Source organism: Kitasatospora sp. NPDC056783, assembly GCF_042789895.1.
Classification (GTDB): Bacteria; Actinomycetota; Actinomycetes; order Streptomycetales; family Streptomycetaceae; genus Kitasatospora.
The window spans coordinates 21,695-43,229 of record NZ_JBHUAF010000003.1; the positions used below are offsets into that span (position 1 = coordinate 21,695).

The window sequence follows — 21,535 nt, forward strand, 5'->3', positions numbered from 1 at the left end:
TGATCCACGGTGCGCCGCCCGCTGTCCCGGCCACACGGGGGTGTCGTCCCGTCCCGCTCCCGGCCCGATCCCGGGTCCCGTCCCGGCCGGTTCCCACGCCGGTTCCCACGTCGGTCCGGGCCGGTTTCCGACGCCCTTCCCGCCCCCGCCCGCTCCCCGGCCGGTGACCGCCCCGAGCCGCCCGGGACGACGTACGGTGGAACCGGAGGCCGTGTCGTGCACGTCACCGGAACCCCGTTCACCCGCTTCGCCGACCGCACCGAGGCGGGCCGTCGGCTGGCCGCCCTCCTGAACCGCCTGGCCGGCCCCGGCACCGTGGTCGTGGCGCTGCCGAGAGGTGGCGTGCCGGTGGCCGCCGAGGTCGCGGCGGCACTCGGCGCCCCGCTGGACATCTGTGTGATCCGCAAGCTCGGCGTGCCCTACCAGCCCGAGTTGGGCATGGGGGCGATCGGCGAGGACGGCGTCCGGGTGCTGAACGAGCAGGTCATCCGGTTCTCCTCGGTCACCGACGCGCAGTTGGCCGAGGTGGAGCGCGAGGAGCGCGCCGAGTTGGAGCGCCGGGCGCGCCGCTACCGGGGCGACCGGCCGCCCGCCGACCTGCGCGGGCGCACCGTGATCGTGGTGGACGACGGCGTCGCCACCGGGTCGACCGCCCGGGCGGCCTGCCGGATCGTCCGGGAGCGCGGCGCGGCCCGGGTGGTGCTCGCCGTGCCGGTCGCTCCACCGGACTGGACCGAGCGCCTCGACGAGGTCGCCGACGACCTGGTCTGCGTGGCCACGCCGTCGCCGTTCTTCGCGATCGGCGAGTTCTACGCCGACTTCTCGCAGACCGAGGACGCGGAGGTCCTGCGACTGCTCGCCGCGGCCGACGACGATCCGCTCCCCTCCTCCGCCGGGGTCGACCGCGAGCTGCCGCTGCCCGTCGCCGGGGTCCGCCTCGCGGGCCGGCTGACCGTCCCGGCCGGGGCGCGCGGGGTCGTCGTCTTCGCGCACGGCAGTGGCAGCGGGCGGCACAGCCCACGCAACCGGTACGTCGCCGACCACCTCAACCGCACCGGGCTGGCCACGCTGCTGTTCGACCTGCTCACCGAGGCCGAGGAGGCCGACCGGCGGAACGTGTTCGACGTGGCGCTGCTGGGTGCCCGGCTGACCGCCGTCGCCCGCGAACTGGGCGGGGACGGTGCCGGGGACGGTCATGGGGCCGGTCGTGGGGACGCCGCCGTGCCCGAGACGCCGGGCCTGCCCCTCGGCCTGTTCGGTGCCAGCACCGGCGCGGCCGCCGCGCTGCACACCGCCGCCGAACTGGGGCCGGCCGTGCGCGCCGTGGTCTCCCGGGGCGGTCGCCCGGACCTCGCCCCGCCGGACGCGCTGGCCCGGGTGCGCGCCCCGACGCTGCTCGTCGTCGGCTCGCTGGACCCCGCCGTGCTCGACCTCAACCGGCGGGCCCGGAGCCTGCTGCGCTGCGAGACCGGGCTCGCGGTGGTGCCGCACGCGAGCCACCTGTTCGAGGAGCCGGGGACGCTGGACCGGGTCGCCGAGCTGGCCTCGGACTGGTTCCTCCGCCATCTCCCGCGCCCCACCGGCCCCGGAAGCAGCTGAGTGTCCCATTGCGCAGACCTCGGACATCACCCCCGGTCAGCAGCGCATTTTGCGCAGCCGACAGCGGGATTTTCTGATCAGCTTGTACACATTGAGCAGTCAAAAAACGACCTGTTGCCCAACCCCTCGGACAGTAGCAAGCTCTCCGCAACCACACCGCCCACCCGTTCGCGGTGCGGTCGCGATCCAGCGGAAGCCTCGACGACGAGGCCCGAAGTGGAGGAACGAGCGATGACCCCGCAGTCCCACGCCCTTGAGTTGACCCCCGAGGAGCGCGAGGCCGGTCTTGACGCCGACCAGCTGCGCCGCCTCGTCGGCCTCGTCGAGCACGACGCGGCCGCCGACCCGTTCCCGGTGACGGCCCAGGACGCCGTCGTCTTCGTCGTCGGGAACGCCACCCAGACGGCCCAGTTCTACCAGGTCGTCTTCGGCATGGAGCTGGTCGCCTACTCCGGCCCGGAGACCGGCCGCCGGGACCGCAAGGCCTACGTGCTCCGTTCCGGTTCCTGCCGCTTCGTGATCAAGGGCGGCGTCCAGCCGGACAGCCCGCTGCTCGACCACCACCGCCGCCACGGCGACGGCGTCGTCGACCTCGCCCTGGAGGTCCCGGACGTCGACAAGTGCATCGAGCACGCCCGCGCGACCGGCGCCACCGTCCTGGAGGAGCCGAACGACGTCTCGGACGAGAACGGCACCGTGCGCCGCGCGGCCATCGCCACCTACGGCGAGACCCGCCACACCCTGATCGACCGCTCCCGCTACAACGGCCCGTACCTTCCGGGCTACGTCGTCGCGCAGAGCAAGGTCACCCACCCGGAGGGCACGCCCAAGCGCCTCTTCCAGGCCCTCGACCACGCCGTCGGCAACGTCGAGCTGGGCCGGATGAACGAGTGGGTGACGTTCTACAACCGCGTCATGGGCTTCGTGAACATGGCCGAGTTCGTCGGCGACGACATCGCCACCGACTACTCCGCGCTGATGTCCAAGGTCGTCGCCAGCGGCAACCACCGGGTGAAGTTCCCGCTCAACGAGCCGGCCATCGCCAAGAAGAAGTCCCAGATCGACGAGTACCTGGAGTTCTACACCGGCCCCGGCTGCCAGCACATGGCACTCGCCACCAACGACATCCTCACCACCGTGGACGTGCTGCGGGCGCGCGGCGTGGAGTTCCTCTCCACCCCGGACGCCTACTACGACGACCCGGAGCTGCGCGAGCGGATCGGCAAGGTCCGGGTGCCGATCGAGGAGCTGAAGAAGCGCGGCATCCTGGTCGACCGCGACGAGGACGGCTACCTGCTCCAGATCTTCACCAAGCCGATCGGCGACCGCCCCACCGTCTTCTACGAGTTCATCGAGCGGCACGGTTCGCTCGGCTTCGGCAAGGGCAACTTCAAGGCGCTCTTCGAGTCGATCGAGCGCGAGCAGGACCGCCGCGGCAACCTGTGAGCGTCGGCCGACCCTGATTCGGCGCCGGCACTGACGAACGGTCGAGGAGGACCACGGAGATGGCGTACTACCGGCAGCTGGGCAGTATCCCGCCCAAGCGGCACACCCAGCACCGCACCCCCGAAGGCGGGCTCTACTACGAGGAGTTGATGGGCGAGGAGGGGTTCTCCTCGGACTCCTCACTGCTCTACCACCGGGGCATCCCCTCGGCGGTGGTCAACGCGGTGCCCTGGGAGCTGCCGGACCAGTCCACGGTGCCCAACCATCCGCTCCTCCCCCGTCACCTCAAGCTGCACTCGCTGTTCGCGGACCAGGACTGGAAGTCCGCGGACGTCGTCGGCAGCCGTCGGCTCGTCCTCGGCAACGGCGACGTACGGCTCTCGTACGTCGCCGCCGGGGCCCCGAGCGAGCTCTACCGCAACGGGCTCGGCGACGAGTGCGTGTACGTCGAGTCCGGCTCCGGCACGCTCGAGACGGTGTTCGGCTCGATCGAGGTCGGGCAGGGCGACTACGTGATCATCCCGCGCGCCACCACCCACCGGTGGGTGCCGGCCGGCGACGAACCGCTGCGCGCGTACTGCATCGAGGCGAACAGCCACATCAGCCCGGTCAAGCGCTACCTGTCCAAGTACGGGCAGCTGCTGGAGCACGCGCCGTACTGCGAGCGGGACTTCCGCGGACCGGTCGGACCGCTGCTGGTCGACGCCCCCGGGGACGTCGACGTGCTGGTCAAGCACCGCGGCGCGAACGGGGTCTCGGGCACCCGCTACACCGTGCCGCACCACCCCTTCGACGTGGTCGGCTGGGACGGCTGTCTCTACCCGTACGCCTTCAACATCAAGGACTACGAGCCGATCACCGGCCGGGTCCACCAGCCGCCGCCGGCCCACCAGGTGTTCGAGGGCGACGGCTTCGTGATCTGCAACTTCGTTCCGCGCAAGGTGGACTACCACCCGCTGTCGATCCCGGTGCCGTACTACCACGCCAACGTGGACAGCGACGAGGTCATGTTCTACTGCGGCGGCGACTACGCGGCCCGCAAGGGCTCGGGCATCGGCCAGGGCTCCATCTCGCTGCACCCGGGCGGGCACACCCACGGGCCGCAGCCGGGAGCCTACGAGCGCAGCATCGGCGTGGAGTTCTTCGACGAGCTGGCCGTCATGGTGGACACCTTCCGCCCGCTCGAGCTCGGCGAGGGCGGCCGGGCCGGCGAGGACCCCGGCTACGCCTGGACCTGGTCCGGTCGGGGGCCCGGACGATGAGCGCGCCGTCTCCGGGGATCACGATTCCCGAACTGTTCCGCGGCCTGTTCGACGACGCGGCGGTGTTCCCCCCGGGGAACCTGCCCATCGTCCGGGCGGTGCCCGCGCACCGGGCGCACCGCGCCGCCTGGTACGCCGAGGCGGTCGGCCCGCTCCTCTGCGGGGCGGGCCGGCTCGGCGAGCTGGCCGCCGCGGTCAAGAACTCCCCCGAGGCCACGGGCACTTCCACGGTCGGAGGCGCCACGGCGGTGACGGCCGCCGGGGTCGAAGGGGGCACGGCGGGGGCGGACGGATCGGTGGTGGCGGGCGACCCGCCGCTCAAGGTCGGGCTGGTGCTGCCGGGGGGCAGCGCCGAGCTCGCCCCGGCGCTCGCCGCCGCCGCACCGTTCGAGCCGGCCGGTGTCGAGCTGGCCACTCGGGACGTCGCCGAGGCGGTGGCCGCCCTGGACCGGCTGCTGCCGCCGGACGTCCCCGCCGCCATCGAGCTGCCGCGCGAACTCCTGCGCGGCGACGGGCTGGACGCCGTCCTGGACGTGCTGGTGGACAGCCCGTACCGGGCGAAGTTCCGCACCGGGGGACTGGTCGCCGAGGCGTTCCCCGACGAGGAGGAGCTGGCCGCCTTCCTCACCGGCTGCGCCCGGCGCGGACTGCCCTACAAGTGCACGGCCGGGCTGCACAACGCCGTCCGGCACACCGATCCGGAGACCGGCTTCGAGCACCACGGCTTCCTGAACGTGCTGCTGGCCGCGCAGGAGACCGACCGGGCCGCGGCCGCGGCGGTGCTGGCGGAGCGCGACGGCGAGGCGCTGGCCAAGGCGGTACACGCGCTGACGGATCGTCAGGTCACGGTGATCCGCAACTCGTTCACCGCGTTCGGCACCTGTAGCATCGCCGAGCCCCTGGACGACCTGGCCGCGCTCGGCCTGCTCCCGTCGCCCAGTCCACTGCACCAGGAGGACCGTTGACCACCCCCCGTTGCTGGCTCGCCAGCGCCCAGGACTCGCCGTTCGGCGTGCACAACCTGCCGTACGGCGTCTTCACCGCCGCCGACCAGCCCGGGCGGCGCCGGATCGGCGTGCGCGTCGGGGACTTCGTCCTGGACGCCGGGGCGGCCGCCCGCGCGGCCGGCGCGCCGTCGGAGCTGCTGGACGCGGACTCGCTCAACCCGCTGATGGCGGCCGGCCGGCCGGTCTGGACCCGGGTCCGGGCGGACCTCACCACCTGGCTCACCGACGAGTCCTTCCGCGAGGCGCTGACGCCCGCGCTGCTGCCGGCGGACGAGGTGGAGCTGCACCTGCCGTTCGAGGTCGCCGACTACGTCGACTTCTACGCCTCGGAGCACCACGCCACCAACCTGGGCCGGATTTTCCGCCCCGGCTCGGAGCCGCTCACCCCCAACTGGAAGCACCTGCCGATCGGTTACCACGGGCGGGCGGGCACCGTCGTGGTCTCCGGCACCCCGGTGGTGCGGCCGCACGGGCAGCGCAAGGCGCCCGCCGACGCCGCTCCGACCTTCGGGCCGACGCGCCGACTGGACATCGAGGCCGAGGTCGGCTTCGTCGTGGGCACCCCGTCGGAGCTGGGCCGGCCGGTCGCGCTGGACGACTTCCGCGAGCACGTGTTCGGCGTCTGCCTGGTCAACGACTGGTCCGCGCGTGACATCCAGGGCTGGGAGTACGTGCCGCTCGGCCCGTTCCTCGGCAAGTCCTTCACCACCTCGGTCTCGCCGTGGATCGTCCCGCTGGACGCCCTGGAGCACGCCCGGGTGGCGCCGCCGCGGCGCGACGTCGAGCCGCTGGCGTACCTGGACGACCGGGGCGGCGAGCCGTGGGGCCTGGACCTGGCGATGGAGATCCGGCTGAACGGGCACCCGGTCTCGCGGCCTCCGTTCGCCACCATGTACTGGACGGCGCAGCAGCAACTGGCCCACATGACCGTCAACGGCGCCTCGCTGCGCACCGGCGACCTGTTCGCCTCCGGGACGGTCAGCGGACCGGAGCCGGAGACCCGGGGCGCGCTGATCGAGCTGACCTGGAACGGCGAGGAGCCGCTGAAGCTCCCGGACGGGACGACCCGGACCTTCCTGGAGGACGGCGACGAGGTCGCCATCACGGCCACGGCGCCCGGACCGGACGGTGCGGTGATCGGCTTCGGCGAGGTCACCGGGCGCGTGCGGGGCTGAGGGGCCTCGGGCGGGGCCGCGGGTGACGGGCGGCGGGTCGCCGGTAACGGATGACGGGTAGCAGCTGACGGATGACAGCTGACAGATTTCAGATGTTGAAATCTGTCAGCTGTCATTTGTTCGTCCGGTGATCACGCCTCCCCGCCTCCCCGGTACGGTGGGCCCAGGAATCGGCTGACATCGACCGGCGCCGACGGGTGTCGGAGCCGCCGAGGGACGGGAGCGGGCCCGATGAGCGCACAGGTGGCGGAGGTCCGGACGTTCCTGGACGGCGGCGTCGGACGGATCGTGCTGAACCGCCCGCGGGCACTCAACTCGCTCACCCGCGACATGGTCATCGCCCTGCGCGCCACCCTGGACGACTGGGCCGAGGACGACCGGATACGGGCCGTGGCGCTGACCGGCGCCGGCGAGCGCGGCCTGTGCGCGGGCGGCGACGTCCGCATGATCCACGACGAGGCCAAGGCCGGAGGGGCCGGCGCCCGGGCGTTCTTCCGCGACGAGTACCGGTTGAACGCGCTGATCGCCCGCTACCCGAAGCCGTACGTCGCGGTCCTGGACGGCGTCACCATGGGCGGCGGCGTCGGCGTGTCCGCCCACGGCACGGTGCGGATCGTCACCGAACGCTCCCGGGTCGCGATGCCCGAGACCCGGATCGGCCTCGTCCCGGACGTCGGCGGCAGCCGTCTGCTCGCCCGCGCTCCGGGCGAGTTGGGCACCCACCTCGGCCTGACCTCCGCCTCGATGGGCCCGGGCGACGCCCTGCTGTGCGGGTTCGCCGACCACTTCGTCCCCTCGGCGCGCGTCCCGGAGCTGCTCGCCGCCCTGGGCCGGAGCGCCGCGGCCACGACCGCGACCGCGACCGCCGACGGCACCGCCGAGGTCGACGCCCGAGTCACCGCGCTGGTCTCCGCGCACACCGAGCCCGCGCCGCCCGCCGAACTGGCCGCCCAGCGGGCCTGGATCGACAGCTGCTACGCGGCCGACACCGTCGAGGAGATCGTCGACCGCCTGTTCGACTCCGGCGTCCCGGAGGCGAAGGAGGCCGCCGAAGCGGTCCTGGCGAACTCCCCCACCGCCGTCAAGGCCACCCTGGCCGCGTTGCGCCGCGCCCGCGGGCTCCCCTCGCTGGAGGCGGTGCTCGACCAGGAGTACCGGGTCTCGTGCGCCGCCCTGGACAGTCACGACCTGGTCGAGGGCATCCGCGCCCAGGTGATCGACAAGGACCTCGCTCCCCGCTGGAAGCCCGCCACGCTCGCCGGGGTGACGGAGGCGGACGTCGCGCGCTACTTCGCCCCGCGCGAGGGCGACGAGCTCGGCCTGGCCTGACCCCGCGGCCCCGACTCCCCCACCGGCACACCTGGAGCCCGCCGTGAACCACCCCGTCCCGCCGTCCACCCCGACCGACGCCGCCACCCCCACCGGCTACGCCGAACCGACAGGCCCCACCGGCCGCACAGGCCACACCGGCCGCGTCGCCCCGGAAGCCGACCCGGGCAACGCCCCGAACGCCGACCCGAACGCCGACCCGCTGTCCCGGGTGCCGTTGGGCGAGCAGGTTCGCGGGCTGCTGCTGGAGGGCCTGCTGACCGGCCGCTGGCAGCCGGGCGACCGGATCGTCGAGCGGCGCCTGGCCGTCGAGTTGAACGTCAGCCAGGCACCGGTCCGCGAGGCGCTGCGCGCGCTCCAGGCGCTCGGGCTGCTGGACGCCGAGCCCAACCGGGGCGTACGGGTGCGCGAGATCGGCCCGGCCGAGCTGCGCGAGGTCTACCAGGTGCGGGCGGCGCTGGAGCGGCTGGCCGCCGAGTCGGCGGTGGTCCGACTGGCCGGGGACACCACCGCCCTGGAGCGGCACGCGGAGCGGATGGCGGCGGCCGCGGCGGCCGGCGACGCCCTCGGCCAAGCCCGGCACGGCGTGGCCTTCCACCGCGAGGTCGTGGCCGCGTCCGGCAACGGGACGCTGCTGCGGACCTGGGAGGGCCTCGGGGTCGAGGTGTGGACGGTGCTGTCGCTGCACCGGATCCGGCCGGAGCTGCACGAGAACGCCGCCGACCACCGGCCGCTGATCGAAGCCTTCCGTCGCCAGGACCCGGAGGCGGGGCGACTGCTGGCCGAGCACGTCCTGGCGTACGCCCGGCACTCCGACTGAGTCACCGGCGCGCCCGTTCCAGATGACCATGAGTTCGCACAAAGATGATCGATCATCGCTCAAACTACCCGCGAGTACCCATTGACGGACGACTCCAGCGCTCTCTACCGTCCAGATAGTTCCATGGAGAGAAAAACTATTCCGCATCCCGGAATAGGTATCTGAAGCGCACCGATAAAGGGGAACCACCCGTGTCCCAGCTCGACCAGCTTCCCGACCAGGACCCCGAAGAGGTCGCCGAGTGGCGCGCGTCCCTGGACGCCGCCCGCGACTTCGGTGGACCGAACCGTGCCGCCCACCTGCTGCGCCGCCTCGTCGAACACGCGGAACTGCGGCGCCTCGACGTCCCCCCGCTACTGGACACCCCGTACGTCAACACCATCCCCACCGCCGCCGAACCGGAGTTCCCCGGCGACGAGGAGATGGAGCGCCGGATCACCGCCTGGAACCGCTGGAACGCCGCCGCCATGGTGACCAGGGGCAACCACCGCGGCGGCCTGGGCGGCCACATGGCCACCTACGCCTCCGCCGCCTGGCTGTACGAGGTCGGATTCCAGCACTTCTTCCGCGGCAAGGAGGCCGACGGCTCCGGCGACCAGCTGTACGTGCAGGGCCACGCCGCACCCGGCGTCTACGCCCGCGCGTACCTGGAGGGCCGGATCTCCGTGGACCGGCTGGACCACTTCCGGCAGGAGGCCGGCGGCGACGGCCTGCCCTCCTACCCGCACCCACGCCGGCTGCCGTGGTTCTGGGAGTTCCCGACCGTCTCGATGGGCCTCGGGCCGCTCTCGGCCATCCACCAGGCCCGGTTCAACCGGTACTTGACCGCGCGCGGGATCAAGGACACCTCCGGCTCGCACGTGTGGGCCTTCCTCGGCGACGGCGAGATGGACGAGCCGGAGGCCACCGCCGCGCTCACCCTGGCGGCACGGGAGGAGCTGGACAACCTCACCTTCGTGATCAACTGCAACCTGCAACGCCTGGACGGACCGGTGCGCGGCAACGGCAAGATCGTGCAGGAGCTCGAACGCCGGTTCCGCGCGGCCGGCTGGAACGTGGTCAAGTCGCTCTGGGGCGAGGCCTGGGACGGCCTGCTGGCCCGTGACACCACCGGAGCGCTGATCCGCCGGCTGGGCGAGGTACCGGACGGGCAGTTCCAGACCTACGCGGCCTCCGACGCCGGGTACATCCGCGATCACCTCTGCCGCGACTCGCCCGAACTGCGGTCGCTTCTCGACTCCTTGGACGACCGGCGGCTCGTCGAGACCGTCGCCACCTCCCGGGGCGGCCACGAGCCGCGCAAGGTGTACGCGGCCTACCGTGCGGCGCTGGAGCACCGGGGCGCGCCCACGGTGGTGCTGGCGCAGACCGTCAAGGGCTGGACGCTCGGCCCCGGCTTCGAGTCCCGCAACGCCAACCACCAGATGAAGAAGCTCTCCGGACCGGAGTTCCGGGCCATGCGGGACCTGCTCGAACTCCCCATCCCGGACTCCGCGTTGGACGGTGAGCTGCCACCGTACGCGCACCCCGGCGCGAACTCGCCGGAGGCCCGCTACCTGCGCGAACGCCGCGCCGCCCTCGGCGGCCCCGCACCCGCCCGCCGGGTGCGCTTCACTCCGCTGCCCGAGCTGCCGGACAAGCCGTTCGCGGCCCTGTTCAAGGGCTCCGGCAGCCAGGAGATCGCCACCACCATGGCCTTCGTCCGACTGGTCAAGGACTTGATGCGGAACAAGGAGACCGGCCACCGCTGGGTGCCGATCGTGCCGGACGAGGCACGCACCTTCGGCATGGAGTCGCTCTTCCCGACCGCCGGGATCTACTCCCCGCTGGGGCAGACCTACGACCCGGTCGACCGCGACCAACTGCTCCACTACAAGGAGTCGGCCACCGGCCAGATCCTCAACGAGGGCATCACCGAAGCCGGTTCGATGGCCTCGCTGACCGCCGCCGCGACCGCGTACGCGACCCACGGCGAGCCGGTCGTCCCGTTCTACATCTTCTACTCGATGTTCGGCTGGCAGCGCACCGCCGACCAGATGTGGGCGCTGGCCGACCAGCTGGGACGCGGTTTCCTGATCGGCGCCACCGCCGGACGCACCACCATGACCGGCGAGGGCCTGCAACACGCCGACGGCCACTCGCAGTTGATCGCCTCCACCAATCCGGCGGCGCTCTGCTACGACCCGGCCTTCGGCTACGAGGTGGCCGCGATCGTCCGCGAGGGCCTGCGCCGGATGTACGGCGGCAGCGAGCAACACCCGCTGGGCGAGGACGTGTTCTACTACCTCACCGTCTACAACGAGGCGCTGCCGCAGCCGGCGCTCCCGGCCGGCGACGAGGTCCTGGACGGCATCCTCCGCGGCCTCTACCGCTACCGCACCGCGGACGCCGCGGACGCCGCGGACGCCGCGAACCTTCCGACCGTACTGCCCGCCGACGCCCCGAGGCTCCAACTGCTCGCGTCCGGCACCGCCGTGCGCTGGGCCCTGGCCGCGCAGCGACTGCTCGGCCAGGAGTGGGGCGTGGCGGCCGACGTCTGGTCCGCGCCCTCCTGGACGGAACTGCGCCGCGAGGCCTTGCACTGCGACGCGGCGAACCTGGCGCAGGCGGCGGCCGGCACCGGTGCGGCAGCCCGGGTCCCGTACGTCACCCGGGCGCTGGCAGGGGCGCCCGGACCCGTGCTGGCGGTCAGCGACTGGATGCGCGCGGTACCGGACCAGATCCGCCCCTGGGTGGAACAGGACTGGACCTCGCTGGGCACCGACGGCTTCGGCCTCTCGGACAGCCGGACGGCGGCGCGACGCCACTTCGGGGTGGACGCCGAGTCGGTGACGGTCGCGGCGCTCGCCGCGCTGGCCCGTCGGGGCGAGGTCAGGGCGGAAACCGTACGGCGGGCCGCCGAGCGCTACGGCGTTCGGTTCTGACCGACACCGCGCCCGCCCCGCCACCTGGTGACCGGCGTCTCGCATACCAAGACTGGCGCGAGGCGGGGCGCGTCGTAGATCGTTGGGTGGTCAGGGCGCGCCCGTACGGCGCCTAGCAGCGGACATGGGAGTCGACGGCGATGACCGAGACCGAGACCTACGAAACGATCCTGGTCGAGCGCAAGGGCCGGGTGGGGCTGATCACGCTCAACCGGCCCAAGGCGCTCAACGCGCTCAACACCCAGCTGATGAACGAGGTGGTGGCCGCCGCCACCGCCTTCGACCGGGACCCGGAGATCGGTTGTCTGGTGATCACCGGCTCGGAGAAGGCCTTCGCGGCCGGCGCCGACATCAAGGAGATGCAGGGCAACCGGTTCCCGGACGTCTACCTCGACGACTGGCTGGGCCCGTGGGACCGGCTCGGCGCGCTGCGCAAGCCGGTGGTGGCGGCGGTGGCCGGGTTCGCGCTGGGCGGCGGGTGCGAGCTGGCGATGCTGTGCGACATCCTGCTGGCGGCGGACACCGCCAAGTTCGGGCAGCCGGAGATCAAGCTCGGCGTCATCCCCGGCATCGGCGGCTCGCAGCGCCTCACCCGGGCGGTCGGCAAGGCGAAGGCCATGGAGCTGTGCCTGACCGGGCGGATGATGGGCGCCGAGGAGGCGGAGCGGGCCGGGCTGGTCTCCCGGATCGTCCCGGCGGACCAGCTGCTGTCCGAGGCGCTGGCCACCGCCGAGACGGTCGCGGCGATGTCCGCCCCGGCGGCGGTCATGATGAAGGAGAGCGTCAACCGCGCCTTCGAGACCACCCTCGCCGAGGGCGTCCGCTTCGAGCGCCGGCTCTTCCACGCGGCCTTCGCCACGGCGGACCAGAAGGAGGGCATGGCGGCCTTCGCCGAGAAGCGCCCGCCGGAGTTCACCAACCGCTGACGAGGACGGACGGCGGACGGCGGACGGATGACAGTCGACAGAGTTCAGCTTTCAGGTTTCAGATGTTGAAATCTGTCAGCTGAACTCCGTCACCTGCCGGCTGTCCGCCGCCCCGCCATCAGCCGCCGGCCGCCGCCCCTCTCCCCTCCCCCGCGCTCACTCCTCGACCGCCACCGTGTTCAGTCGGGCGAGCCCGCTGCGGGTGGCGGCGACCACGATCTGGTCACCCGGGGCGAGCCGCCGGGTGCGGTCCGGGAAGTTCCACTGCAACGGCCCGCCGTGCGAGAAACGCGCGGCGATCACCCGGACGCCGCCCGGGTCCTCCAGGTCGTGCCGGTTCAGCCCGATCAGCCTGCTGCCGTCCTCCACCTTCAGCTCGGCGATCAGCAGCACGTGCCGGAGCACCGACAGCGTGCCCCGCACCTCGCGCCCCATCAGCGCCGCCGCGAAGGCGGGCGCGGCCAGGTAGGACACCGACCGGGAGGCCGCGTTGTCCAGCGTCCGGTAGAAGTGACTGGCGAAGTCGTCCTCGAACAGCCGCACCACCACCCGGACTTCGGGATTCCCGTGGCGTGCCTCGAGAGCCGCTTCCAGATTGGTGGCGTCGTCCCCGCTGACCGCGACCAGCGCCCGGCTGTGCTTCAGCCGCGCCCGGCGCAGTTGCTGCTCGAACGGACCGTCGCCGATCACCACCGGAATCCCCAGGGCCCGTACGGCGGCGATGCCGCGCGCCTGCGGGTCCCGCTCCATGCAGACCACCGGCACTCCCATGTCGTGCAGTTGGGTCGCCACCCGGGTGCCGACGTTGCCGAGGCCGACGACGATCACGTGGTCCCGGGTGCCCGCCCCGGGGTTGCGCGGCTGCCCGCGCCTCCCGGAGCCCAGCACCTCGACCGCGATGGCGGTGGCCACCGGCGCGAAGGTGATCCCGCAGATGGTGATCACCACCTGCGCGACCCGCTGCCAGAACCCGCCGGTGCCCGTCCCGGAGGCGATGTCGGAGAGCTGGTCCGGCTGAGCGGCGCCGGCCAGGTCGAGCAGCGCGATGTAGACGGTCCAGCCGAAGTTCCGGTTGAGGTACCAGAGCACCCCGAAGGCCAGCAGCACCGCCGCGAGGGCCGTGAGCAGCACCAGCCGCATCCGGGCGCTGGTGAAGAAGCGCATGGTGTCGAGCAGCCGCCAGCGCAGCCGCCGTGTCCAGTCGATCGGTTCCCGGGGCTCGATCCGCAGCGCCTGGAGCGCGGCCCTGCCGCCCTGCTCGGGCTCCGGGGCGGCCGGCGGCACCGGTTCGCGCCGCGCACCGCCCGCGCGGATCGGGCCGTCGTCGCCGAACTCGCTGGCGAGCCGCACGAAATCGGCCGAGTCCCCCCGCTGCTCGGGCAGCAGCCGCATCCTGCCGACGTCCTGCCGGTCGATGTGGTCGGCGACCACGCAGATCCGGTCGGAGGTGATGTCGTCGTCGAACGCGATGTGCAGGTAACGCCCTTCCACCTCCACCGAGTTGGGCCGTCCGAGTGCGGCCGAGGCGAAGGCCGGGGCGGCTGTGGCGGATCCGGAGAGCGCGGCTCCGTTCTTGAGCAGCCGCTCGATGTTCTCGCCGAGCCGCTGGTTGAACATCCGGAACACGATGCGGATGTCCGGGTTGTGGTTCTGGGCGCTGAGCGCGGCGTGGATGTTCTCCTGGTCGCTTCCCTCGACCAGGGCGAGACCGCGTGCGGTGCCGATGGACACCGCGCGCAGCGCCTCCTCGGTGACACTGGCGTATTCCACGACCGCGGCGACGCCGGCGAGTTGCTCGATCTGCGGCGCGTGGTCGCGGGTCCGGTCGGCGACCAGGACGACGACCGGCACGTCGTAGTGTTCGACGAGTTCCAGGACCAGTCGATGGGCCAGCGCGTTGCCCCCGCAGACGATGTAGTGCTGGCTGATCGGTTCGACCGGAGGGGTCCCCCACCCTTCAGAAGTCATATCGAAGGATGGTATCGGCAGAAAATGTCCGGAACATGACGTTCCGGCGACCGCCGTGAATCACCCGAACGGCCGTATCCGGCGCGCGGTCCGATGTCGGCGCGGAGAGGCTGGGGTTCGTTCCCTGCCCAGCAGCCGGCCGTCCCGTACGCCTCGTGAGTCGCGCGCGTCACCCGACCCGCACGTCACACGTCAGCCCCGACCCGTCGACCGGCGCCAACCCGAGGAGTGCGCCACCGTGGTCTCCCCGATCATCACCCCCGACGGTTCCCCGGTCCAGGGTCCGCTCGGACTGCTCGCCAAGGCCGCCTGGCAGGTCCTGCTGGTCGCCGGACTCGCCTCGCTCGCCCTCGGGATCGTGGTCTTCGCCTGGCCCAAGGAGACGCTCCTGGTGGTGGGTGTGCTGTTCGGCCTCTATCTCCTGGTGATCGGCATCGTGCAGTTGGTCGCCGCGTTCGGCACCCACGCCACCACCGCCTTGCGGGTACTGGCCTTCATCAGCGGCGCGATCTGCGTACTGCTGGGGCTGCTCTGCTTCCGCAGCGCCGTGCAGTCCCTGCTGCTGCTCGCCCTCTGGATCGGGATCGGCTGGCTCTTCCGCGGCATCACCCAGCTCGCCGCCGCCATCTCCGACCCGCTGATGCCCGCCCGCGGCTGGCAGGCCTTCGCGGGCGTGGCCAACACCCTGGCCGGCGTGCTGCTGATGGTGTGGCCGGTCGGGTCGATCGCCGCGCTGACCGTGCTGGCCGGGTGCTGGCTGGTGATCCTCGGGCTGGTCGAGATCGTGACGGCGCTCCAGGTCCGCAGCCGGGCCAAGCAGATCCCGTCGGGGGTCTGACACCTCCACCCCGTGCCGCTGCGAGGCCGTGTCCCACCGGGGCACGGCCTCACTGTTGGGCGCAGCGGGTCACGGGCGCAGCGGGTCACGGGCGCAGCGGGTCACGGGCGCAGCAGATCACAGGTGCACCGGGTCACGGGTGAGGGGCGTAACCGATCCGGAAAGTGGCGGCCTCCAGGCGTTCCGGATCGAGCCGGACGCCGGTCAGCCGCTCGGCGAGGGCGAACGTGGCCGCGGTGTGCAGGTCGTACGCCTCCGTCTCCGGCTCGAAGCCGCAGGCGGTCAGCAGTTCGGGGACGCCGGGAGCCTCGGCGTCCGAGCCGTCCCGCCGGCCGGGGAAGAGCGGCTCGAAGTGAAGTCGCCGCGTGCCGTGCTCCCACCAATGGAAGTGGTCGACCGCCATGGAGTTGCGGAAGTGCGAGACCAGCCGGGTGCCCTCGCCGAGCCGGGGAACGACCTCGTCCAGGGTGCCGAGGTAGCCGAACGGTTCCACGCCGAGCGCCCAGCCGCCGAGTTCGGCGACGGCTACGAGCAACCGGTCGTCCTCGGAGTCGAACAGGTCCCTGGCCCCTCCGTCGGCCTCTCCGTCCCTCTCGTCCTCCTCGTCCTCCTCATCCCCCTCGTCCCCCTCGTCCTCCCCGTCCTCGAAGGACTCCCAGGCCGCGATCACCGCGTCCAGCCCGATGACCTCACGGCCGGGCAGGGCGTCGAAGCGGTGCAGCAGCTCGTCGGCGGAGATCCCCTGGACCTGGGTGAGGCAGTACGCCTCACCCAGGACGGGGTAGCGCTCGGCGAACCAGGTGTAGTCCGTGGCGTGTGCGGTCATGACGGGGATGCTGCCAGGCGCCTCGGACACCGATCACCCGAGGCCGTCCCAGCCGGACCGGCTCGTCACAGCCAGACCGGCTCGTCCGTTCCCCAGCGCCCAGGGGGGCGCGACCAGCCGGAGGGCGCGCCCTCGTACCCGATCGGCGGCAGTGCGTGGCGCAGCCGCCCGTACGCGGAGTCGGTCTCGGTCAGCCAGCGGGAGGGGTCGTACGGCTCGTCCACAGTCCCCTGTAGCGCCTCCGGTTCGATGCCGTGCAGCAGCCAGGCGGCCGTACCGGCGAGGGAGAAGCGCAGGTGGCGGCCGCCGGGGTGGCGGGTGCGCTGGTCGGTGAGGGCCCGCAGGACGGCGGCGGCGATGAGGTAGCCGGTGCCGTGGTCGAGGGCCTGGGCGGGCAGCACGCCCGGACGGCCGTCGGGGGCGGCCTCGTGGCCGGCGATGCCGACGCCCGCCTGGACCAGGCTGTCGAAGCCGCGCCGCCCTGCCCAGGGGCCGGTCCAGCCCCAGGCGCAGAGCTGGACGAGGATCAGGTCCGGCCGGCGGGCGAACAGCGCGTCGGGGCTGAGGCCGTGGGTGTCGAGGGCTCCGGGGCGGTAGCCGCTGACGACGACGTCGGCGGTGGCGAGCAGTTCCTCGAAGAGCGCGCGGTCGGCCGGTTCGGCGAGGTCGAGGCGGGTGGAGCGCTTGCCGAAGCCGGTGTCGGCGTGGGCGTCTTCTGCCTCGGGGAGCCGGGGCGAATCGATCCGCAGGACGTCGGCACCGAGCAGGGCGAGGGTCCGGGTGGCCACCGGCCCGGCGATCACCCGGGTGAGGTCGAGGACCCGGATCCCGTCGGCGGGCCGGTCCACCGGGGCTTCGGTGAGCGGGCGGACGGGCGCGGACCTGGCCGTGGCATCGATCTCCAGGTGCTCGACAAGGGGGTGTCCGATCGGACGCACCGGCGCGACTGCCACCGCGAGCGCCCCTGCCTCGTACGCGCGCTCCTGGATCTGCCCGGCCGGCAGCTTGCCGAGCTCCTCGGCGAGCCGCTCGGGCCCGGCGTCGGCGGCGAGTCCGAGGGCGGAGAGCAGCCGGGTGCGGTGGTGCGGGTAGTTGGCGTGGGTGCGCACCCAGCCGTCGGCGGTGCGCCAGAAGCCGGAGTGCGGGGCGAAGGTGACGGGCGTGCGGCCGTCGATCGTCAGGTGTCGCTCGCTGATGAAGGCGGTGGCGACCGCGCCCTGGTTCACCCGGACGGCGGGGACGGGCGCGGGGACGGGGACGGGGCCGGGAACGGGGCCGGGAACGGGCTCCGGGCCGCTCCCGGTAGCGGGAGCCGGGCCGCCGGCGCGGTGGGCGGCGAGTTCGGCGGCGGCCAGCGAGCAGACCGCCACGGTGGCCCGGGCCAGCTGACGCACCGGCAGCCCGGAGGGCAGGACGTCCTCCGGGCCGTGGAAGGCCACCCGCTCCAGCAGTTCGGCCGGTCCGCCGAGGGCCGCCCAGGCGTGGGCGGTGGGGCGGTCGGCGGCACCGGCCGCCCCGGAGATCTCGGCGGTTCCGACCGTCCCGGCGGTTCCGGAGGTTCTGAAGGCTCCGGCGGGTCCGGCGGTGTCTGCGGGTAGCGGACGTTCTGTCATGCCCGGCATTGTGCTCCCCTTCTCAGGCGGTCGCTGTGACGCCCGCCACCAGCATCAGCAGCACCGCCGAGACCATGGTCATCCGGCGGGCCGCCTTCGGGGTGCCGCCGAACCGGCCGCCGAGGCGCCCGCTGGCGTGCGCGACCAGCCCGTACACCACCGCGCAGGCCAGCACGTTCAGCGAGCCGAGCGCGAGCACCTGCCCGCCGACCGGCAGCGCGGCCTCCGGGTCGACGAACTGCGGCACCAGGGAGAGGTAGAGCAGCAGTCCCTTGGGGTTGAGCAACGCGGTCAGCATGCTCTGGCGCAGCACCGTCGCGGTGGGCTGCGGCTTGGGCTCGGCGAGAGCGGACGCGCCCCCGCCCTTGCGCAGTGCGAGCAGCATCATGACGGCCAGCACCAGCAGGTACGCGGCGCCGGTGAGGCGCAGCACGGGCAGGGCGGCCGGGACGGCGCGCAGCGCGGCGGCCAGTCCGGCGCTGGAGAGCAGGGTGTGGACGGCGTACCCGGCGCAGACCCCGCCGACCGCGATGAGCGCGGCGCGCCGGCCCTGGCCGAGGCCGCGGGCGGCGATGTAGAGCCAGTCGGGGCCCGGGGTGCAGACCAGCAGCAGGTCGACTCCGAGGAAGAGGAGGAGGGCGTGGGTGTCCATGGGCGTGGGCGTGCCTGTCGTGCTCGTCGTGGTGGGTGTTCCGGCGGTGGGCCGGGGGTGTTCCGGCAGTCGGCCGGGGACGCCGCGGCGGATGATGACCGAGGACGGTCCCGGTGGTGGGCCGCGGCGGCCCGGCAACCGGTGCGGTCACTGAAGGTAGCCGGATCGGGCTGGCACACGATGGCCACTTCATGCTGGTCAGGGCGGCGCTTTGGCAGAATGTTGCGCCATGGACCGAATCGACCGCAGAATCCTCCGCGAGCTCCAGCAGGACGGCCGCCTGACCAACGCCGAGCTGGCCTCCCGGGTGGACCTCACCCCCTCCCCCTGCCTGCGCCGGGTGCGCCAACTGGAACAGGACGGCGTGATCCGCGGCTACCGGGCGGTGCTGGACGGCGCGGCGGTCGGGCGCGGCTTCCAGCCCTTCGTGACGATCACCATGCGTCACGAGGACCAGGTGACGGTCGCCGAGTTCGAGCGCCGGGTGGCCGAGTTGCCCGAGGTGGTCGAGGCGCACCGCCTGTTCGGCGAGCCGGACTACCTGCTGCGGATCGCGGTGGCCGACATAGCCGCGTACGAGCGCTTCATCACCGACGTGCTCTCCGGTCTGCCGGGCATCGCTCAGGTCAACTCGCACCTGACGATGAAGCAGGTGAAGGCGGACCGGGGGCTGCCGGTCGGCGGGTAGGGTGCGAACCGGGGCCTGCGCGGCTGCCCGTACGGGCAGCGCGACGCACTGCGACATGGGGGCTGAATTGCGTGTGATCCGCCGTCTCGACCTGGGGTACTTCGTCCGGCCGGCCGCCGAGGTGGGAGGTCCGGAGCCGCGGGTGGAACCGGTGCTCGCGTACCTGGTCCGGCGCCCGGAGGGACTGCTGTTGTTCGACACCGGGATCGGCAGCGGCGAGCCGGAGACCGAGGCGCACTACCGTCCGGTGCGCCGCCCGCTGCCGGAGGCGCTCGCCACGGCCGGGGTCGCCGTCACCGACATCGACCTGGTGGTCAACTGCCACCTGCACTTCGACCACTGCGGTGGCAACCCGCTGTTCGCCGGCACGCCCGTCCTGGTCCAGGCCGAAGAGCTGGCCACCGCCCGACGCGGCGGTCACACCATCGACGCGCTGGTCGACTTCCCCGGCGCCGAGTACCGCGAGCTCGACGGCGAGGAGGAGGTCTGGCCGGGCGTACGGGTGCTGCCCACTCCCGGCCACACCGCGGGTCACCAGTCGTTGCTCGTCGACCGCCCGGGCGGTGGGCCGGTCCTGCTGGCCGGGCAGGCCTACGACTTCGCCTCCGAGTACGGTCAGGCGCTGCTCGCCCGGCGGGCGGCGCACGAAGGCGTGGCCGCACCGCTGCCCGGGTACCGGGCCTGGCTCGACCGGGTCGCGGAGCACGCGCCGCTGCGGGTGCTGTTCGCGCACGACCACGCGGTGTGGGAGCCGACCGGGTAGGGGCGGCCCCGCACCGGGGCCGGGCCCTGCTCCGGACCACGGCCCGATCCCGCACCGCCTCACGGCCGGGCACGGCTCGGGCCCGGCACGGCACGGCACGGACCCGGCACGGCTCACGCCCGGCGTGGCCCGACTGGAACCGGTCCGGCCGTCAGAAGGTGAAGCGCAGCGAGCGGACCCGGTGGTCGAAGCTGGACGGGACGAGCTCCGGCTCGCCGACCGACCGCGCCTCGGGCAGTCGCGTGAACAGCTCGCGGAACAGCACCGTCATCTCCTGCCGGGCCAGGTGCGCGCCGAGACAGTAGTGCGGGCCGCCCCCGCCGAAGCCGAGGTGGGGGTTGGGCGTGCGGGTGATGTCGAAGGCGTCCGGGTCGGGGAAGACCTCCTCGTCCCGGTTGGCCGAGCCGTAGAACAGGGCGACCTTCTCGCCCGCCCGCAGCAGGTGGCCGCCCGGGCCGCCCAGCTCGTGGTCGACGGCGAGGGTCCGGTTGAACTGGATGATCGGCGCGGAGTGGCGGACCATCTCGTCCACCGCGCCGTCGAGCGCGCCGTCGAGGTCGGCGAGCAGCAGCTCGCGCTGCTCGGGGTTGACGGTCAGCAGGTGCAGGCCGTGAGCCAGCGCGTTGCGGGTGGTCTCGACCCCGGCCACCAGCAGCAGGCTGAAGAAGGCACCCAGCTCACGCCCGGTGAGCCGGCGGCCGTCCACGTCGGCGGTGACCAGCGCGGAGATCAGGTCCTCCTCCGGCCGCCGACGGCGCTGGCGGCCGATCCCGGCGACGACGCCCTGCATCCGGGCGAGCGCCCGCAGCCCGCGCCCCGGCACCCGGAGCCTGCGGCGCAGCGGGCGGCCCACTCCGATGTCCTCCGAGGTGCGGTTGACCAGGTCGAGGATGGTGCGGCGCGGCTCCTCGGGGATGCCCATCATGGTGCAGATCACCTGGAAGGGGAGTTCGGCGGCGACCGCGGTCACGAAGTCCTCCGGCCGCTCCCGCTCGATCCGGTCGACCAGCTCGGTGCTGATCCGCCGGACGTCCTCCTCGACCCGGTCGAGCAGTCGCGGGGTGAAGGCCCGCGAGACGATCTTGCGCAGCTGGGCGTGGCGGGGGTCGTCCAGGTTGACCATCGAGTCACCGAACAGCAGCCGGACCCAGCGGGCCGGGACGGGGGTGGTCACGCCGGGGCCGCTGAGGAAGACGGCGGGGGTGCGGCTGGCCTCGACCACGTCGGCGTGGCGCACCAGGGCGTGGAAGCCCCTGCCGGCGGCGCGGTCGCCGAAGAACACCGGGGCGGGGCGGCGGCGCAGCTCGGCGAAGGCGGCGGCGCGGTCGGCGGCGGGCAGCTGCCAGAAGCGGGGGTCGGCGAGGTCCGCGGGAGCGGCGGGCTCGGGCTCGGTGGCGGGCTCGGCCTCGGCCTCGGGGTCGGTCGGTTCCTCCGCCTCCGACGGGTCGGTGGACTCGGCCGAATCGGCGGGCACGGCCCGGTCGGCGGGTTCAGCGGCGTCGGTTCGCCGGGACGGGTCGGCGGCTTCGGCTCGTTCCGGCTGCTTCTCGGCCTTCACCGCGCCCTTCACCGCACCGCTCTGCTCAGCCGGTTCGGTGGCCTCGGCCGCGTCGGTCGGTTCGGCGGGTTCGGCGGAGACGGCCTGCTCGGCGGAGGCCGTCTGATCGAGGACCTCGCCCTGCTCGACCTGCTCGGTCGG

The 21,535-nt window shown here is 73.2% G+C and carries 17 protein-coding genes; 12 read left to right on the forward strand and 5 right to left on the reverse strand.

The annotated features are described in order from the left end of the window. Positions 1-216: 216 nt before the first annotated feature. The 9 genes from ACFRMQ_RS01325 (at position 217) to ACFRMQ_RS01365 (ending at position 12,488) form a co-directional block, all read left to right on the forward strand. On the forward strand, positions 217-1,599 hold the full coding sequence (locus tag ACFRMQ_RS01325; RefSeq protein WP_380725600.1) for a phosphoribosyltransferase family protein: 1,383 nt from the start codon (positions 217-219) through the stop codon (positions 1,597-1,599). Positions 1,600-1,830: 231 nt separating this feature from the next. Continuing rightward, a complete protein-coding gene (hppD, locus tag ACFRMQ_RS01330) occupies positions 1,831-3,045 on the forward strand; it encodes a 4-hydroxyphenylpyruvate dioxygenase (protein WP_380725602.1) in 1,215 nt (404 codons plus the stop codon). A 59-nt stretch (positions 3,046-3,104) separates the two neighbouring features. Beyond that, on the forward strand, positions 3,105-4,307 hold the full coding sequence (locus tag ACFRMQ_RS01335; RefSeq protein ID WP_380725604.1) for a homogentisate 1,2-dioxygenase: 1,203 nt from the start codon (positions 3,105-3,107) through the stop codon (positions 4,305-4,307). Next, positions 4,304-5,272 (forward strand): hypothetical protein, encoded by a 969-nt coding sequence (locus ACFRMQ_RS01340; RefSeq protein WP_380725606.1) that lies wholly within the window; start codon positions 4,304-4,306, stop codon positions 5,270-5,272. The genes ACFRMQ_RS01335 and ACFRMQ_RS01340 overlap by 4 nt, the downstream gene beginning before the upstream one ends. After that, a complete protein-coding gene (fahA, locus tag ACFRMQ_RS01345) occupies positions 5,269-6,489 on the forward strand; it encodes a fumarylacetoacetase (RefSeq protein ID WP_380725608.1) in 1,221 nt (406 codons plus the stop codon). The genes ACFRMQ_RS01340 and fahA overlap by 4 nt, the downstream gene beginning before the upstream one ends. Positions 6,490-6,720: 231 nt before the next feature. Then, positions 6,721-7,818: an enoyl-CoA hydratase/isomerase family protein gene (locus ACFRMQ_RS01350; RefSeq protein ID WP_380725610.1), complete on the forward strand. Its 1,098-nt coding sequence runs from the start codon at positions 6,721-6,723 to the stop codon at positions 7,816-7,818. A gap of 202 nt (positions 7,819-8,020) precedes the next feature. After that, positions 8,021-8,638, forward strand: coding sequence for a GntR family transcriptional regulator (locus tag ACFRMQ_RS01355; RefSeq protein WP_380725689.1), 618 nt, complete (start codon positions 8,021-8,023; stop codon positions 8,636-8,638). Positions 8,639-8,829: 191 nt separating this feature from the next. Continuing rightward, the gene (aceE, locus tag ACFRMQ_RS01360) at positions 8,830-11,562 is read left to right on the forward strand and encodes a pyruvate dehydrogenase (acetyl-transferring), homodimeric type (RefSeq protein ID WP_380725612.1); all 2,733 of its coding nucleotides are present in this window, start codon (positions 8,830-8,832) and stop codon (positions 11,560-11,562) included. 140 nt (positions 11,563-11,702) lie between these two features. Further along, complete coding sequence (locus ACFRMQ_RS01365) at positions 11,703-12,488, forward strand: enoyl-CoA hydratase (RefSeq protein ID WP_380725614.1); 786 nt, start codon at positions 11,703-11,705, stop codon at positions 12,486-12,488. Between the two features lie 156 nt (positions 12,489-12,644). Here ACFRMQ_RS01365 and ACFRMQ_RS01370 read toward each other — a convergent pair whose 3' ends face one another. Next, positions 12,645-14,456, reverse strand: coding sequence for an NAD-binding protein (locus ACFRMQ_RS01370; RefSeq protein WP_380725616.1), 1,812 nt, complete (start codon positions 14,454-14,456; stop codon positions 12,645-12,647). Between the two features lie 238 nt (positions 14,457-14,694). Here ACFRMQ_RS01370 and ACFRMQ_RS01375 point away from each other — a divergent pair, with 238 nt between their 5' ends. Further along, a complete protein-coding gene (locus ACFRMQ_RS01375) occupies positions 14,695-15,294 on the forward strand; it encodes an HdeD family acid-resistance protein (protein WP_380725618.1) in 600 nt (199 codons plus the stop codon). A gap of 133 nt (positions 15,295-15,427) precedes the next feature. Here ACFRMQ_RS01375 and ACFRMQ_RS01380 read toward each other — a convergent pair whose 3' ends face one another. The 3 genes from ACFRMQ_RS01380 to ACFRMQ_RS01390 all read right to left on the reverse strand — a co-directional run bounded on the left by ACFRMQ_RS01380 (position 15,428) and on the right by ACFRMQ_RS01390 (position 18,385). Next, a complete protein-coding gene (locus ACFRMQ_RS01380) occupies positions 15,428-16,120 on the reverse strand; it encodes a DUF6461 domain-containing protein (RefSeq protein WP_380725620.1) in 693 nt (230 codons plus the stop codon). Between the two features lie 65 nt (positions 16,121-16,185). Continuing rightward, complete coding sequence (locus ACFRMQ_RS01385) at positions 16,186-17,733, reverse strand: CoA transferase (protein WP_380725622.1); 1,548 nt, start codon at positions 17,731-17,733, stop codon at positions 16,186-16,188. A gap of 22 nt (positions 17,734-17,755) precedes the next feature. Further along, positions 17,756-18,385, reverse strand: a complete 630-nt coding sequence (locus ACFRMQ_RS01390; protein ID WP_380725624.1) for a LysE family translocator — start codon at positions 18,383-18,385, stop codon at positions 17,756-17,758. 229 nt (positions 18,386-18,614) lie between these two features. On the opposite strand from ACFRMQ_RS01390, the gene ACFRMQ_RS01395 reads away from it, so the two are divergent. After that, positions 18,615-19,073 (forward strand): Lrp/AsnC family transcriptional regulator, encoded by a 459-nt coding sequence (locus tag ACFRMQ_RS01395; protein WP_049652743.1) that lies wholly within the window; start codon positions 18,615-18,617, stop codon positions 19,071-19,073. Positions 19,074-19,128: 55 nt separating this feature from the next. Beyond that, positions 19,129-19,836, forward strand: coding sequence for an N-acyl homoserine lactonase family protein (locus tag ACFRMQ_RS01400; RefSeq protein WP_380725627.1), 708 nt, complete (start codon positions 19,129-19,131; stop codon positions 19,834-19,836). Positions 19,837-19,987: 151 nt separating this feature from the next. On the opposite strand, the gene ACFRMQ_RS01405 is transcribed toward ACFRMQ_RS01400, so the two are convergent. Then, the gene (locus ACFRMQ_RS01405) at positions 19,988-21,175 is read right to left on the reverse strand and encodes a cytochrome P450 (RefSeq protein WP_380725691.1); all 1,188 of its coding nucleotides are present in this window, start codon (positions 21,173-21,175) and stop codon (positions 19,988-19,990) included. Positions 21,176-21,535 lie beyond the last annotated feature (360 nt).

What these genes read in the sequence shown, in the direction of transcription:
- ACFRMQ_RS01400 (WP_380725627.1), top strand. Translation starts at nt 19,129, where the DNA reads ATGGGGGCTGAATTGCGTGTGATCCGCCGTCTCGACCTGGGGTACTTC.
- ACFRMQ_RS01340 (WP_380725606.1), top strand. Translation starts at nt 4,304, where the DNA reads ATGAGCGCGCCGTCTCCGGGGATCACGATTCCCGAACTGTTCCGCGGC.
- ACFRMQ_RS01395 (WP_049652743.1), top strand. Translation starts at nt 18,615, where the DNA reads ATGGACCGAATCGACCGCAGAATCCTCCGCGAGCTCCAGCAGGACGGC.
- ACFRMQ_RS01365 (WP_380725614.1), top strand. Translation starts at nt 11,703, where the DNA reads ATGACCGAGACCGAGACCTACGAAACGATCCTGGTCGAGCGCAAGGGC.
- ACFRMQ_RS01370 (WP_380725616.1), bottom strand. Translation starts at nt 14,456, where the DNA reads ATGACTTCTGAAGGGTGGGGGACCCCTCCGGTCGAACCGATCAGCCAG.
- hppD (WP_380725602.1), top strand. Translation starts at nt 1,831, where the DNA reads ATGACCCCGCAGTCCCACGCCCTTGAGTTGACCCCCGAGGAGCGCGAG.
- ACFRMQ_RS01385 (WP_380725622.1), bottom strand. Translation starts at nt 17,733, where the DNA reads ATGACAGAACGTCCGCTACCCGCAGACACCGCCGGACCCGCCGGAGCC.
- ACFRMQ_RS01390 (WP_380725624.1), bottom strand. Translation starts at nt 18,385, where the DNA reads ATGGACACCCACGCCCTCCTCCTCTTCCTCGGAGTCGACCTGCTGCTG.
- ACFRMQ_RS01335 (WP_380725604.1), top strand. Translation starts at nt 3,105, where the DNA reads ATGGCGTACTACCGGCAGCTGGGCAGTATCCCGCCCAAGCGGCACACC.
- ACFRMQ_RS01350 (WP_380725610.1), top strand. Translation starts at nt 6,721, where the DNA reads ATGAGCGCACAGGTGGCGGAGGTCCGGACGTTCCTGGACGGCGGCGTC.
- ACFRMQ_RS01380 (WP_380725620.1), bottom strand. Translation starts at nt 16,120, where the DNA reads ATGACCGCACACGCCACGGACTACACCTGGTTCGCCGAGCGCTACCCC.